This window comes from Novipirellula caenicola (assembly GCF_039545035.1).
Classification (GTDB): domain Bacteria; phylum Planctomycetota; class Planctomycetia; order Pirellulales; family Pirellulaceae; genus Novipirellula; species Novipirellula caenicola.
Map to the genome: position 1 here is coordinate 1,184,202 of NZ_BAABRO010000001.1, position 14,889 is coordinate 1,199,090.

The following is a 14,889-nucleotide window of genomic DNA, read 5'->3' on the forward strand; positions in this document are numbered from 1 at the left end:
CCACCTTGGGATCCGTGTCACCACTTGCCAGTTCTCTTCTACGGTGACGCTGCGCAGGTGGGCAGCGTCTAGCAATTGCTGGGATTGGCGGCGATTCGCCAGAAGCGGGGGCTGATCGCTGTGAAAGCGTTAGCCTCGGATGCGATCAGAGCCCGCGGTCTTGACAATCTTGTTGTAGATTCCCAGGCAAAGAAAGGTTGGCGCCCATTGACCCACAAACAGACTTTCGTCTCTTCGATCCACCGACCGCAGAAGTAACGAACTACCGATGGACGCAAAGGCCGCCCACAGAAAAACATCAGACGGTAACTTGGCAGTCTGTTTTTCAATGCTTCTGGCAACCGTCCCTTCGGAATGCTGGTATGCTTCGGAACGCCGCGACTCTTGCCCCATGCGTGTTGTTGCTTCAGCCATGAATATCTCTCTTTTATCAATTTCAAGTGTGTACGGCACCGACAACCGATGCCACTTGATGACCAACATCGCAAACGATGTACCAGCGTTGGCGAAATCGATGAACAATGAGAATGCTGACGCACGCCGCATGTCGTATTGTCGGCAATCACCGTGCCTATCGCGTGGCAACTCACTCGGCGGACCCATCGCGTTTCTGCATTTGCTGCGTTTTACAATCGACCACGTTGATCGCCAGGATGCCGTAACGCGACAAAGTCGTTCACGTTGCAGCGAACCTCTGCAGGGACCGCTCCTATCGTAAATCTACTGCGGAAGCCCCTAGCTCGTTAATCAGAGCGTTCTTGATTCTCAGCCGCTGCGTCGCAGTGGCCGCTGACCTATGCCGGCTGATTGGACGGGGCTCGAACTTACCTTGAGCTAGCGAGGGCAGAGAGTAAACGTCATGTTGTGCTTGCCACTATTTTCGTGAAGCGTGCGTGGACAAATTTCTCTGCATTTTCCCCAGTACGTTTTGAGTCGCGTCCAGATCCGACTTTGAAATCCCCTTGAGCGTCGACTTCCGCAAGTCGTCCAGCAACGGAAGCACTTTGGCAAGCTTCTGTTCACCAAGGCGAGTCATTCCGATCATCACGATGCGTGCGTCTTCACTGGACGCGTGTCGCTCCACAAACTTCTGCTTAACGAGTCGGTCCAGCTGCCGTTTGACCGTGGTGGGATCACGAATCATGAGCGATGCCAACTCATTCATGCTGAGCGATTTGCCGGCATCCAACAATGTGATCAGTGTCTGGGTTTCCTCAGGCGAAAATGGCCAACCGGCGTCCTTCAACACCGCTGCCATTGCCGAACGAATCAGGTAGGCAACCCGTCCGATTGCAAATCCAGGCGAAGACTCGGAATCAAAATGCATTTTCAACTCCTTGTGATTCTGGAACCGATAAGGTCGTCGGTCCCGCAAAGATCGGACGATACCAATCGAAGTAGCAGTAAATCAGCAGGGCACACGCGGCGAAATCAGGCAGCCCGATGACAAGGTACTGATGAGCGAAAAAGGTCACATACAGCAGGATATTGAACGCATAGGGCAGCGACATCAAAATCGCCAATGCCGCAGTGCGTTGGAAAAACATCAAGCCGCCAACGAGCGTCTTGAATAACCCCACCCAGAAAATCAGATAGCCCGTCTTCCCGATCGCGATCATGAAGCGGCCCACCTCATCGGGCGACTCGCCAACGGGATACCCGTTGATGGCAAAGCTCATCGTCATGATCCCCGTGCCAAATAGGAAGACTGCGAACAGGATTCGCGTCACCAAAGCGAGTCGAGGAAGTCGAACGCTGCGTTCTACGATTGAAGCCATTCCGTTTTGTCCCAGTGAACGTCGAGGATCCGATTGAGAGCCTCTCACGACAAAGCCCTCTCCACATACCTGCACTCTACAGCATTTTCCCAGATTGTCAATCCTCGACGTTACTGGGGCGCGTGGACCGTGTCATCCAAGGCAAACCGTTCGAAGAAAAGCATGGACGCAACGACCTGTTCCGCTGCGGCAGCGGTCTGCGATGCAAACGTTGTTGCCTACGATCGGGGCGTCTGCAATGGCGTCAATCGCGACGACTATTTTAAGAGAACAAGTCCTAAAACAAGTTCTGATCGACGAGCCCACGACAACGGCCTCGATCACTGAATTTGGCTCAGCTCGAAGCGTTGACGACGTTGATTCAACCGAAGCCGGATACCACGATCGGTCACGGATCGTCGCGGTAGCCCGCTTCGAAGTAGATTTGCGCCGCTTCCTGATAGGGCGGCTCCCATCCAAGCTCGTCTAACAAATCGCGTCGCTTCTTTAGATACCATTTCGGATCAATCGACTGTTGGTTGGCCTCGAGTAGTTTTAATGCGCGGCCTTTTTGGCCAGCTCGCCGCAGCATCCGGTCTTCTAATAGGATGAACTCCGGACACCCATGCCCCGCTTGATCAATCAGCCTTTGATAGACGGCGGAAAGTTGCTGCTGATAGCGAACGGGATCTGAAATCGGCCACCGTTCGCGAACACTTGGCAATTCGCGATACGCCAAAGCTCGTCCAAGTCGGTATCGAGCGTACGCCAGCGTCCATGCGGTTGGTGTTGGCAATTGCTGTAGCTGCGACGGAAGATGCTCAGACAGCAATTCTTCGAACCGTCTCGCCGATTCGATGATCTCGCGAACCTTTTCTTTGCGATCATCGTCGGTATCCACCGCATGCAATTCCACTTGCGCCGATGTGATCCGTTGCCAGACGTCCGCGTCCATCTTCGCTGGCCTTTCCAATCGTCCAAGCAATGGTTCTTCGACCAAATCGGATTCGATTGGCGGACGTGTCGGAGCGGAAGTCATTTGTCCGGGTTGCCAGTGGCGAAGCCAAGACAGTCTCGCCTCGTACTCCATCCGCTCGTTTTCCGACGCGGCTTCGTCGATCTTCCTTGCCACCTTTGTCAACTGCTGACGTCGCCAGTGTTCCGCATCGATGGGATCTGATTCTGCGTTCGCCGCACCGATCGCCCACAGCGACCACAACACGATCGACAGCCAAGACCATGACGATGGTTTGCGAGAGAATAATTGAAATAGGTCGATAGCCATCTTGTGAACAACAGGTTGAGTCGATGAAGAACAGAAAGAACCGGAGTTGCTGCGACCGCGATTGCAGCCTGGCTCACTTACGTTTTTACGTCAAACGACGGCTCGTTTGAAGAGACCGACCGCCTGCAAATTGCTCGCCGTGGGCTCCGACTACCCGAACTCTGCAATCGCACACTCCCGCAATCGCCGCCGTAAATGCCAATGAGCTCGTTCGTAGTGCTCGACAAATTTTTCGGCACTGGCGGCCTCGCTTTCTTCGCTTGCCGACAAAATCGGCCGACGCAATAAATGTTCGGCTTCACGATGCGTTACCCAATCGACTTCCATTTTTGCGGGCGTTTGATTCCACATCCGCTTTTGATTGGTGGCGGTCATGTACCGGTCATTGGTCAATCGTCGAACGATTCGCGCTCGCACGTCGTCGCCAATTTTTTCCACTACCGCATACAGATCACGAAACGGCTGGCAGTATCCCACCAGTTCGCCCCAACCCGATTCATCACGGAATTGACCGACCTGCCGGAACGCAGCTTTTTCGAGTGCTTTGATCCAATCGCTTACCTCGTCATCTTCGAGCCATGCCCCCAGTTCCGCCGGTACAAGTTTCACATTGCGGGGCATCTGATTGATCCATTGCTCGGTAACGTCAAAGCCATCGAATACGGGAACCGTCTCGCCGTCAACTTGCTCGGTCGCATAGGTGCCAGCGAGCCGCTGCATTGCGCTGGCGATCTTCGCTCCGGATCGGTGAAGCTGAGCACGTTGCTGCTGATACTCTGCCTCGCGTTGGTCTATCATTGCCGGTAGCGACGATGCGTCCGGAGGGTTACCTGCGATCGCCTGTTCAACGATTTCGACAATCGGCTCGAATCGTTCACGCTGTTCTTGTGCGTACCCCTTGCCAGCCAATGACGCCATTTGTTTCATACTTCGCTGGTGTCTCTGCAGCATCTGCTGAAGCAGCTCCGGCGGCTGGTCGAAACTTAATGCCCAAATCATCCATGCCGAATCAGCTCGATTGAAAGCTGCTTCCAGCGGAGAATCGTCAAGGCTTCGAGTTGGATCGGCGGTGATCGCGGCACCGTGACGAACAAGTAAATTGGCCAAATCAAACATCGCACGCGGTGAGGCAAAATGGGCTGCAACCACGCGACACAGCGGCGTCTCGTCCATTTGCCGTCCTTTCTTGCCCACGGCACCTCCGTCGGGATTCGCCCCCGCTGTCAGCAACTGTTCCGCAATCTCGACCACGTTCTTATCATCGGCGGGTAAATAGCTGCACAACAAATCGATCGCGGTGTGATCGGTCTCCGGCAGCTGTGCCAACGAGGCCCCACCGGCTAATGCATGCCGCACCCCATCGAGGTCTCGGTCACGAATTGCATCCGCCAATTGTTTTGATGCGTCCGCGTCTGCCTGTTCGTCGATCTCACCAAACCGAACCAGATCAATCCGCTTGATTAACTGTTTGCCACACAATTGTTTTTGGCAGGCCGTCAATCCCTGTTCTTCGTCCCACCAATAATCCGGAATGAACGCATCCCAATCGGATAGCACTTGGTGAATTGCCGAGTAGAGATCGGGTTGGTCGTTGAACCAGTCCGTCGTGTAAGTATCACTCTGCACCCCGTTGAGCAGCTGATCGAATCCATCTTCTTCATCGGCCTCGAGATCGCCTTCGAACTCTTCATCGAATTCGTCGTCATCATCCCAGGGTTCTCCGTCGCTGTAGAGATGATCGATTTTCTTGCCACCACTAAAACGCATCACCGAATACACGCCCGAACAATCGCTGTGTCGCACGATCATGTATTCGCCGTCGATCATCGTACCGAGTTTATCTAAGATCGAAGGGGATTGCTGCATCATTGGCATCACCGACCAAGCCCCGGCCTTTAAGTGCACTAGCAGCGTCCAGGATCCCGCTGGCGGGCGAAACGTCTTGTCGAACACGGACTGCGTCACATCCTCGGTGACCTTACCGATTCCCGCCAATCGATCGTTGATCACCTCGGTTTCCGTTGCATCACGCACTGCGAATTGAAACCACGAATCGGGATAGTGATCCAGATAGATTCCACGTCGCTTCGTCAGCGGTGTCTTGCCAAAACGGGTCTTATCAGAAGTGTTCATCGCTGTGGTCCTTCCAGTCATTGCAAATCATCGCTGCACCACGGGGCCTCGAATCACCCAGCATGGTTTCATTTGGACAGGCGGCTGCCTTTGTTGGGGCAGTGACGCTTTGCGAGAACCGTGATTACCAAACCTCGATCTCCGCCAGCTCAATTTCCGCCAGTTCATCGAATGATGACCTTCGATTGTACCCGCTTCCAATTCGGCGTTGTTGCTGCGAGCACGGCGATCCCGGCAACCGTCAGCGATCACGCTTGCCAATACTTGGGGTGGCTCAAGGCGTCGCAACACTTGATGGTGCCCGCGGCGGCGGCGATCACACCCTGCCGTAATTCGTGCACCATCCAGGCATCAGCATGCTCAGGTGGAATCGGATAGGGAGCTTGCAGACCACGCGTTCCCGCAGCGACAAAACCAAAGCGAGTGTAGTAAGCGGGATAGCCGAGTACGAACACCAACTGAACGCCGGCGGCAGCGAGTTGCGTAAGCGATTCGTTGACCAAACGAGTTCCGATGGATTGCCCTTGCATTTCACGAGTGACGGCAAGCGGTGCGAGAATCTGGGCCGATACGTCACCGGCGGGGTCGATCGTAACCGACGTGAACAGAACATGGCCAACGATTTGATCCTTAGACTCGGCCACAAACGAAAAGACGGGTTCGGCGGACGGATCATCGAGCATCTCCGCAACAAGGCGAGCGATCACGGGCCCTTCGTCGTCACCAAATGCACTTTGATGCGTCGCAAGGATCCCGCTGCGATCCTGTTCACAAGCAGAGCGGATTTGCACGGCGTTTGATTCCATGATTCTCGGTCTCGATTGTGGTCTTGCTGGAACGATCCCTGTCGTTCATGCCATCAAAATTCTACGCCTTGCGTTAACCCAAGCACATTGCCCTTTCGCACCGCATCGCAAATGCCTCGGCAGGTCAACGGCAACGGCAACGGGGCGACTCCGGTGTAACGCCGACCACTTGCTTAAAAACAGAGACGGCACGCCATTGCGACACCGCAGATGGAGCCAAGGTTCATCACTTAACAAGTGACGAAAATCCTGCTCGCTCGTTTCCGCTCCGGATGTCCCCGATGCCGTCAACGATTGCAACCACCCAGTCAGTGCCATAATTGATGGCATTGGGTGAAGCGTCGGCGATTTCGTTGCTGCAGCGCCAATGCGTTTGGTTGCCGATCCTGTTGGTCAATCACCGCCCAACCGCCATCGCCGCATGGCTGCAAACGATTTTTAATGAAAGAATTCTGCAGGGGCGAAAGCACTGTTTCGCAAGGCTTCAAATTGGCAATTTTCGTCGCTGGCATCCGCGTTTGCGGCCGGTGTAACTGATTGTCCGTGGTGTGATGCACGACAAGCATGGAACGTGAATTGCGGATCGATTTCCGATCGAATTGGAACCATCAACATTCCTCAACGCACACGAAAGGACAACGCTATGGGACTGTTTACCAGCACTGAATTTGATTCGCTTGAATGCTTACTGATCGACCAACTTCAAGACCTTTATGACGCAGAGAATCGGCTGATGGATGCGTTGCCCAAGATGGCGGATGCAGCCTCTTCATCGAAATTGAAGCAGGCGTTCCAAAGCCATTTGGAAGAAACCAAGGGGCAAGTCAATCGACTCGAACAAGCGTTTCAGCTACTCGAAAAATCTGCCAAGCGTAAATCGTGCGAAGCGATGAAGGGCTTGGTCAAGGAAGGCGAAGAGATAATCAACGCCAAGGGTGACCCCGCCATCAAAGATGCCGCCTTGATCGCGGCGGCGCAGCGAGTCGAGCATTACGAAATGGCAGGATACGGATCGGCGAGAAACTTTGCACAGCGATGTGGTCGGCCGGACGTCGCGGATCTGTTGCAGCAGACCTTGCAGGAAGAAGGCGACGCCGACAAGAAACTATCTCAGATCGCCGAATCGTCGATCAATGCGGCCGCCGCTCGCGTTTAGCGACGTCACCGTGTGGAACAACAATAAACTCCAACCCCTGTTTGTCGCGTGGGGTGTTTCCCCACGCAGCAGACTGGTAACGCAACGATCCGTCGATGTGACCTACTTTGGCACGAAACGGGTGGCGTTATCGGAACGACTCGGGGTTGAAAATCAGGTAACTCAACATCGCCAACGCTGGCAAGATCACCCCTAGAACGAAGACGACGATCACCCACTGCATGTAGCGGAATTCGTCGTTCGCCAAATGATCTGGCTTGTCCTTTTTCGAATCCAAACGCACCGGATCACCGAAGAAGACGATATCGCTGGAGAGTGAAATTTTGCCATACCGTCCTGTTTTCATCCGTTCGCTGGCGACCGAGTGGTCGTGCGTGACAGGGCCTGGTGGCGGTTTTTCAACAATCGAATAAGCCATGGTCTTGACCTCCCGATAAAAAAGACGGTGACAACCGACAAACAGGCCTCGTTTCTCTTGCAAAACGCCCGCGTGTTTGCCACGTTGCTGATATCGAATCGCATTCGGTGAATACAACAATGCATTCATTGGACCAAACGCAAAAAAATGCGTTTTTCACGCTTTAAATCGGCGGTTTCCTTCGCCAGCGTCAACTAGGGTTGACGCTGCGACAACGCCAGTTGCCCCCGCCTCGCTGGTCGGATCAAGACGCGAATCGCCAGAGGGCCGATGCGATGGGCGGCGTCGACGCCATGCAGTTTTTAAGAAACGCGATTCAAACCGACGACTTCTTGCGGGTGCGATTTAAATTCCGAGGCTAGCTCGTGAAGTTGGCGACGCGCGGACTCAAGTGAGTTGACCAGGTCCGCTCCGCCATATTCGTCATTTTCGGCAGCAACGATCTGTAAATCGTCCACACCGATGAATCGCAGTACGGTCGCCAAGTGCGGATCCAAGTGATTGTACTGCTGATTTCTTCCGCCGGGTCCGTAACCTCCATCGCCACGCGAGATCATGGCGATCATTCGCTTCCCGTGAACGAGCGGTGCGTAAGGTGTTTCTTTGTTGGCCGGGTCAAATGCGAACGTCCGGCCGACGCGAACGATTTGGTCAATGTAAGCTTTGAAGCCGCTTGGCATTCCAAAGTTGTAGAAGGGAATCCCGGCAAGGATCAAATCCGCTTTCATCAACTCGTCGACCAATTCGTCGCTCAGCCGCAATGCACATTGCATGGCGGCACTGCGTTGGTTCGGTGGCGTAAACGCGGCTGAAATCCACGATTCAGTGACGTGCGGCAATGGATTTCGCCCAATGTCTCGATACGTCACGCTGCCGTCGGGATGGACGGCTCGCCATCGCTGCACAAATTCGGAGGTCAAACGACGGGTGTGCGAGCGGTCACCACGAGGGCTTGAATCAAGGTGAAGCAGGTGAGTCATCTCAGTTTTCCTTCTATATTCGGCGTAGACGAGTAGCAGAGCGGGGCGGCAATGAATGAATTGCCACAGTGCTGATATACTTGTCGATCGAGACACAGGATCAACCGGGCACAAATTTGTGCGGTACTTACTTTCGCGTAGGAATCTAAAACAGATGAGCGAGCGAGACGTCACCGAAGTCTTTGAGAAATGTTTGGGGTGCCGCTACATGGTGGCGCTGCTCCGGCAAATCCATGGTGGCATCCAGCGACCGGGGCAACTGGAACGTTCGGTCGATGGCATGACCGCAAAAGTCCTTTCCGAGCGACTCAAGCGACTCGTCGAACATGGGGTGGTCGAGAAGACGAGTTATCCGGAGATTCCACCACGAGTCGAATACACGTTGACGGCGTTTGGTCGACGGTTGCTCGAGATCATCGACGAAGTGGACGAGCTTCATCGGCATGCAATAATTGCGAAAAGCGGATAACGAGCGTGCATCACGCCATGCACCGGAAAACGAAACCCGACGCCGTTTTGTTTTAGTTTGGCACAAATCCGAGCCTCGCTCCTTAGGGGGAAATAACCTTTGCTACCGGCACATCGAAACGATTGGTTTACAAAATTGGTTGGGTTTTCCGAACAGTCTCATTCGCAAGTTCAACAGTTTATCTCGGTCCATGAAGGTCAGTTGACTTCGAAGGTCAACGGAAAATCGTTTCAATCGGGACGCCTGGAAGTCGTTTCGCTCGCCGAATTGCGTGAGCGATCCCGCCGAGTGATCAAACCCGGTGGACAATTAAAGCTGGACGAATGGGTAGGTGATGCCCAGGCTCTGCACGTCGATCCGTCCAATGCGGGAGCGATGTTTCAAGTCGCGTCGCAATTCAATCTGCTCGAAATGGTTTCACCGAGCGTGACTCCGGAACAAGGAATCGGAATCTACGAGCACGACCGAACTCAAGGCCCCGCATGCGCAATCGCGTGCGGGGCAGGAACCATCTTCCGCAACTACTTTGTGCCGTTTGAGAACCAAATCGGTCAATCGCGGAACTTGCAAATCGACTGTCTTGATGATTTCGGCAAATCGCTCGGGAATGACCACAATCGTTTGTGGACCATGCGAAACGGCTATGCATTACCGTCGTCGGCGGGATTGAGAGAAATCAACGCGGCGCTAGGACCTTTGCCCGAAAACGATCTCGATGCGCTGCGAACGAAATTGAAAGTGGGAATCCAGTGGAACACCCAAGTCACGCTCTCAGGGTGCAGTCACCTCGTTTCCCAAATCTATTGCTCGGCGATGCCCGTCGCCTACAGTCGTCTTGCCGAGGCTCAGTGGGAGCCATTGGCTAGGTTGATCCTGGAAGCTGCCTACGAAGCGACACTTGCTGCGGCCACAATCAATGCGGCTCAATCGGGCAACAACACCGTGTTCTTGACGTTGCTTGGCGGCGGTGCCTTTGGAAATCGTGAGTCATGGATCCTGTCAGCCATCGAGCGGGCATGCCGAAAATTTGACTCGGTTGACTTGGATGTCAAAGTCGTCGGTTACCGGTCGTCCAACGCATCGGTGCAAAAGCTCGTGAATTCATTCTCGCAGCAACGCAGCGATACGAGCTCGCCAGGACAGCCGAATCCAGAGAGCTTAGCCGATCACCATTGCCCTGTTTGCGGTGCCAAGCAACGTGCGTTTCTCCGCTATCCGTGGTACATCTGCAATGCATGTTTGTCGCTGGCCGAAGATGGAAATGGCCGACGGCTGCAATTTAGCAACGTCAGTTTTTCCGGTGGGTTTTGCTATAGCTATGCCGACGACGCAAGTTCACCGCCACACGAATGTCGCTCGGTGATTTGTCTGATCCATGGACGCCCGGTCATTGTCAGCGAAGCTCGGTTCGGTGGTGTCGTCGCCCAACCGCTCCATTCCACTCGTGCCGACGTGGACCGCGAGCCGAATACCATCGACCTAACCCGCCGGATCGAGCTGAAATAACGCATTGGCAGTCAATCCTGTTGCACTTTGGGCCGATCGGGTTTGCCAAAGGCCAGCCGGAAAATGTCGGGTTGTCGCAACCCCAGCGAGATCCATGCCACAATTCCGAGGATAATGGGAACGAAAAACGCTTCGCCGACGCGAACGTGTGCTGCCGTTGCCCCGCCCAAGTAGGCGGCCAGCAGGATGGCGGCAACGAAGGCGGTGCGAGGGATCAAAAACAGCACCGCGACGATCACTTCGACGATGCCGATTTTAAACATCACCTCTTCGCTCCATCCCAACTTGGCAAACATTTCGGATTTGCCTTCCCACTCGGTAAATTTGCCGCTTGCACTTGCACCAATCAACATCAAGGAAATGAGAATACTCAATACCCATCCAGTGGTTCGCAATTTCTTTGATTCGGTCACGGCTGTCCCTCATAGGCTCGAGTGAGTGCTTGAACGTCAAGTTTTACCATCTGTGTCATCGCTTGCATCACACGACGCGATTTTTCGATGTCTTGGTCGCTGACGAATTTGAAGAATGCTTCGGGCACAATTTGCCATCGCAATCCAAATTTGTCCTTCAACCAGCCACACATGATTGGCTCGCCTCCGTCGGCGGTAAGTGCGTCCCAGTAACGATCGACTTCCGCTTGGTCTTTGCAGGTCACTGACAAGGAAACGCGATCATTGAACGGTTGGCTCGGGCCGCCATTGAGCGACTGATACCGTTGGCCTTTCAGCTCGAATTCCACGACAACAACCTCTCCTGCCTTCCCCCCCGGCCAATCGTCGTGGTTGATCACCTTACTGATAATTCTTGAATTATCAAAAACCGATGTATAGAACTCCGCCGCTTGCTCGGCATTGTTGTCAAACCACAGACAAGGCGTAATCGTTTGTTTTGCAGCCATTTGGGTCTCCATTTCTTCGAGGTTGTGTCTTGTGGTCGAATGACATCAGCCTCAATCGACAGCCACCGAGCAATTTTTCAAGTTTCTGCAAATTGCTCGATGCAGCATCGCAAATAACGCCAAAGCGGATGGATCAATACACCGCCCGCTTCGGTGACGGCATCGTTCACGTGCTTACTTAGGTCGTTTCGGCTCGCTGTACTGCCGCATCGATCGCCGCCTCGAGTGCCTGCATGGCTTCGTGCAATTGGTCGTCGGTGATCACAAGTGGAACCAGCGAGCGAATGCAGGAACCGTACAGTCCGGCCCGGATCATGATCAGCCCACGCTGGAACGCCTCTTCGACAATCAGCGGTGGCAGCACCGAATTCGGCTCCTTCGTCACTCGATCCTTGACGAACTCGATTGCACACATGGCACCAAGGCATCGCACGTCACCGATCGTGTCGTGTTTTGCTTGCCAGCGACTGAAGTAATCGCGACAGACGTCGCCGATCTCGGTGGCTCGGTCAGCGAGTTGATGGTCCCGCAAATAGTCGATCGTCGCGACGGCGGCCGCACAAGCGACAGGGTTTCCACCGTACGTCGATCCCAAACCGCCGATGTGCGGCTTGTCCATCACCTCAGCCTTGCCGGTGACCGCGGCAATCGGCAGCCCGGATCCGATACTTTTGGCCATGATCACCATGTCGACATCCCACTCGGTTCCGCACCCCGGCGTATGCTCGATCGCAAACATCTTTCCGGTGCGGCCAAAGCCAGTCTGCACTTCGTCGCTGGCTAGCAGAATGCCGTGCTGGGCGGTCAGTTCGCGGAGGGCACGAAGGTAGGCTGGCGGTGCTGGAACGAAGCCGCCTTCGCCCTGGACCGGTTCGATGATGACCGCCGCGACGCTGGTCGGATCGATCTGCGCTACAAACGCCTTTTTCAGGTCACGAATTCGTAGTTCGCAAAATTCTTCGGTACTCATCCCGTCGATTTTTTCGCGGTACTCGTAGGGGAAGGGCACACGATAGACCTCGCTGGCAAACGGCCCGAAGCCACGTTTGAACAGGTCGTACTTGCTAGTCATGGTCATCCCCAGCAGACTGCGACCGTGAAATGCTCCCTCGAAGACAATGATTCCTTGGCGGCCCGTTGCATAGCGAGCAATCTTTACCGCGTTCTCGCCAGCTTCGACTCCCGTGTTACACAGCAGCGTTTTCTTCGGACCTCGAATTGGCACGATTTCGTGAAGCTTTTCGTTCAACTGCACCATCGATTCATACGTTCCGACGATGCTACACAGATGCAGCAGCCGGTCGACTTGATTGTGGATCGCGGCAGTAATCTCGGGTGGACAATGCCCCGCATTCAGGGCACCGATGCCGCCCGCCAAGTCGATGAAGACGTTGCCGTCGACATCCGTCACCGTGGCACCGGTGGCATGGTCCGCCACGATCGGACACGAGCGGTACAGACCGCGGACGGTTGTCGCGTCGCGTCGCTCGAGGATCGCCCGAGCGTTTGCCCCAGGAAGCGGACCGTTGATCCGAATGGTGGCGTTTGCGGTAGGAGTCGAAGACATAATGGGCGTTCCCAATTAATTGGTGGGTGGTGTTTCAGAGTGACTAAGTACGTGAAAGGTCTGAGGTGCCATTCGATCCGCGTCATCGCGAATGTCACCCTGGCCCCAAACCGCATCCATCGCGGCGTCGCGAGGTGAGATCACGACGGCGCCGCCGGTCTCGACATCGTAGTCTGGCTGGGGGCCATGGCAGATCGAGCCCAAGGGATCGCGTTCATCAAACCGGTTTAGTAGTTGCCACAGCCCGCGACGCGAGCAATCGCTTGGATGCGTTTCAAGCCACTGTTCGGCCGCTCGCAGACGATTACGTGTGCTATACAAGGGCGCATCGCCGCGAGGCGGTTCGATCGAGATCAGATCGGGGTTCAAACAGTGATTGGTGTGAGCGAGCGTCGACTCTAAAACGCGAACGGCAAAACGCGTCGGCGAGCGTTCGACGCTGTATCCGATGCTCTTCGCATCCAGCAACAGGTAGTGATGGGCGCCGGCCACCGGAGCGTTTTTCAGGTGCGAAAGCGCTTCGTCCGCATCGCGAGCGCGAAGCATGCGGCGAACCACGCTGGTCCACATCACCCCGGCGCGTCCGTCCGCGGTGACCATGTTGTTGATCCCGATCGCAAGCCCATGTTCGTTGATACCAATCATGGCCGGGCATCCGGTGACCGTGAACACCACTGCGGCCGGCTGGTCGGTCGACCGCAGGTTCAAAACGCGAATATACGGCGTCGCCGTGGGGTGCATGTCCCAAGTTTGTGCCAACAGCGGACGCCCGTCCGCAGCCGCGTCGGCGGCCACCAACACGGCGGTACATTGGCCTGGGTCATCAACCGGTTTGCGGCTGATGGCACCTCCGGATGCGGTTCCGCGAAGAGCGTCGACAAAGTCCGTGAAGCCACCGGTCACCAGCAGATCGCGGGCAGGCACATCGGCGGCCCGCGCGATGGCTTCAAGCTCAACCGTGGTCAAATCGTCGTACCGCCGTTGTTGCTCCCAACAAGCATCGGCAAGCGCCGCGGGGTCGACTGCCATATTGCCTTCGCCGATCCAAAAACGGTCGTGGCAAAGCCGCATCCGTTCTTCGGTCAGCGTTTGAATTTCGCTGCGAAACGCCGTGCCATGGGCGTGCCCCATCGCAGCGGCATCACCGTCAATTGTCAGCATTTCGATCGAGGGCATTAAACGGGATTCCTGGTCAGGACAAACAAACAGCCAAATAAGGAAAGAAGAAGAAATCCAGCGGTACGACAATCTCCTCCGCCGCAGCTAACCAACCTTGCTAGGATGCCGGGCGCCCATGCAGTCATTCACTGCCACAGTCGCAGTTCACAGAGTAGAAGATCGATCAACGGATGCATCTCAAATCCAGCAGTGTCGCTTGTTGTAATATACTCTGACAACACAGGTTCTTGGCAATAGCTCCTCGAGTTTGCGATCTCCCCAACAAACTGGGTCAACAGCCAAAAACATCGCAGTGGGCTCGCACCGAGTCGACCACATCAACCGAGCTGCTTCTAACCGATGCTGGGAATGGAAAAGCGAATTCTTGTGGCAGGTAGGTAGGAATCATTGAGTGAGCTCCCGTTAGCAACCGTTCGGAAATAACTTCGTCATTTCAAAATGTTTCCCGAATGACATGAACCCTCCGGTGGCGTTAGGGCCGTGCCGCTAGCGGCTTTACTGGAATGAGCGTAGCTCGGCCAGCTTTAAAGGCTACGATCCGAGCGTTGGATGTAGTGGACGAGACCACGAGTCCCAGCGCTGGATGTAGTGGACGAGGCTACGAGTGGGATGGTGAAAAGCGGATTTTCCCCGGTTTGTTTTTGTTACACCCCTGCATAGGCGATCGTGCGACGCGATTGGGTCGAATCCTTCAAGCCATGTTGCACCAGCCAGGCTTGCAAGTCTTTGTTG

General features: G+C 54.9%; 15 protein-coding genes. 3 read left to right on the forward strand and 12 right to left on the reverse strand.

The annotated features are described in order from the left end of the window. Positions 1-129: 129 nt before the first annotated feature. The 6 genes from ABEA92_RS04070 to ABEA92_RS04095 all read right to left on the reverse strand — a co-directional run bounded on the left by ABEA92_RS04070 (position 130) and on the right by ABEA92_RS04095 (position 5,981). The gene (locus ABEA92_RS04070; protein WP_345682508.1) at positions 130-522 is read right to left on the reverse strand and encodes a hypothetical protein; all 393 of its coding nucleotides are present in this window, start codon (positions 520-522) and stop codon (positions 130-132) included. Positions 523-874: 352 nt separating this feature from the next. Then, positions 875-1,327 carry a MarR family winged helix-turn-helix transcriptional regulator gene (locus ABEA92_RS04075; RefSeq protein ID WP_345682509.1) on the reverse strand — a complete coding sequence of 151 codons (453 nt, stop codon included), beginning with the start codon at positions 1,325-1,327 and terminating at the stop codon, positions 875-877. Beyond that, on the reverse strand, positions 1,317-1,778 hold the full coding sequence (locus ABEA92_RS04080; RefSeq protein WP_345682510.1) for a hypothetical protein: 462 nt from the start codon (positions 1,776-1,778) through the stop codon (positions 1,317-1,319). The genes ABEA92_RS04075 and ABEA92_RS04080 overlap by 11 nt, the downstream gene beginning before the upstream one ends. Positions 1,779-2,166: 388 nt before the next feature. Beyond that, a complete protein-coding gene (locus tag ABEA92_RS04085) occupies positions 2,167-3,042 on the reverse strand; it encodes a hypothetical protein (protein WP_345682511.1) in 876 nt (291 codons plus the stop codon). Positions 3,043-3,192: 150 nt separating this feature from the next. Continuing rightward, the gene (locus ABEA92_RS04090; RefSeq protein ID WP_345682512.1) at positions 3,193-5,175 is read right to left on the reverse strand and encodes an ankyrin repeat domain-containing protein; all 1,983 of its coding nucleotides are present in this window, start codon (positions 5,173-5,175) and stop codon (positions 3,193-3,195) included. Between the two features lie 248 nt (positions 5,176-5,423). Continuing rightward, positions 5,424-5,981, reverse strand: a complete 558-nt coding sequence (locus ABEA92_RS04095; protein ID WP_345682513.1) for a GNAT family N-acetyltransferase — start codon at positions 5,979-5,981, stop codon at positions 5,424-5,426. A gap of 643 nt (positions 5,982-6,624) precedes the next feature. Here ABEA92_RS04095 and ABEA92_RS04100 point away from each other — a divergent pair. Next, positions 6,625-7,137 carry a ferritin-like domain-containing protein gene (locus ABEA92_RS04100; protein ID WP_345682514.1) on the forward strand — a complete coding sequence of 171 codons (513 nt, stop codon included), beginning with the start codon at positions 6,625-6,627 and terminating at the stop codon, positions 7,135-7,137. Between the two features lie 127 nt (positions 7,138-7,264). On the opposite strand, the gene ABEA92_RS04105 is transcribed toward ABEA92_RS04100, so the two are convergent. Both ABEA92_RS04105 and ABEA92_RS04110 read right to left on the reverse strand, forming a co-directional pair. Next, complete coding sequence (locus ABEA92_RS04105) at positions 7,265-7,684, reverse strand: hypothetical protein (RefSeq protein ID WP_345682515.1); 420 nt, start codon at positions 7,682-7,684, stop codon at positions 7,265-7,267. A 173-nt stretch (positions 7,685-7,857) separates the two neighbouring features. Continuing rightward, entirely contained in the window at positions 7,858-8,535 is a 678-nt protein-coding gene (locus ABEA92_RS04110; protein WP_345682516.1) for an FMN-dependent NADH-azoreductase, read from the reverse strand. A 154-nt stretch (positions 8,536-8,689) separates the two neighbouring features. On the opposite strand from ABEA92_RS04110, the gene ABEA92_RS04115 reads away from it, so the two are divergent. Both ABEA92_RS04115 and ABEA92_RS04120 read left to right on the forward strand, forming a co-directional pair. Further along, positions 8,690-9,004, forward strand: a complete 315-nt coding sequence (locus tag ABEA92_RS04115) for a winged helix-turn-helix transcriptional regulator (RefSeq protein WP_345682517.1) — start codon at positions 8,690-8,692, stop codon at positions 9,002-9,004. A gap of 135 nt (positions 9,005-9,139) precedes the next feature. After that, complete coding sequence (locus ABEA92_RS04120) at positions 9,140-10,510, forward strand: hypothetical protein (protein WP_345682518.1); 1,371 nt, start codon at positions 9,140-9,142, stop codon at positions 10,508-10,510. Between the two features lie 11 nt (positions 10,511-10,521). Here the strand turns inward: ABEA92_RS04120 and ABEA92_RS04125 are convergent, their stop codons facing one another. The 4 genes from ABEA92_RS04125 to ABEA92_RS04140 all read right to left on the reverse strand — a co-directional run bounded on the left by ABEA92_RS04125 (position 10,522) and on the right by ABEA92_RS04140 (position 14,154). Beyond that, on the reverse strand, positions 10,522-10,923 hold the full coding sequence (locus ABEA92_RS04125; protein WP_345682519.1) for a DoxX family protein: 402 nt from the start codon (positions 10,921-10,923) through the stop codon (positions 10,522-10,524). Further along, positions 10,920-11,411 (reverse strand): VOC family protein, encoded by a 492-nt coding sequence (locus tag ABEA92_RS04130; RefSeq protein ID WP_345682520.1) that lies wholly within the window; start codon positions 11,409-11,411, stop codon positions 10,920-10,922. The genes ABEA92_RS04125 and ABEA92_RS04130 overlap by 4 nt, the downstream gene beginning before the upstream one ends. A 178-nt stretch (positions 11,412-11,589) precedes the next feature. Then, on the reverse strand, positions 11,590-12,978 hold the full coding sequence (locus tag ABEA92_RS04135) for an aspartate aminotransferase family protein (protein ID WP_345682521.1): 1,389 nt from the start codon (positions 12,976-12,978) through the stop codon (positions 11,590-11,592). A 15-nt stretch (positions 12,979-12,993) separates the two neighbouring features. Next, on the reverse strand, positions 12,994-14,154 hold the full coding sequence (locus ABEA92_RS04140) for a C45 family autoproteolytic acyltransferase/hydrolase (RefSeq protein ID WP_345682522.1): 1,161 nt from the start codon (positions 14,152-14,154) through the stop codon (positions 12,994-12,996). Between the last annotated feature and the right edge of the window lie 735 nt (positions 14,155-14,889).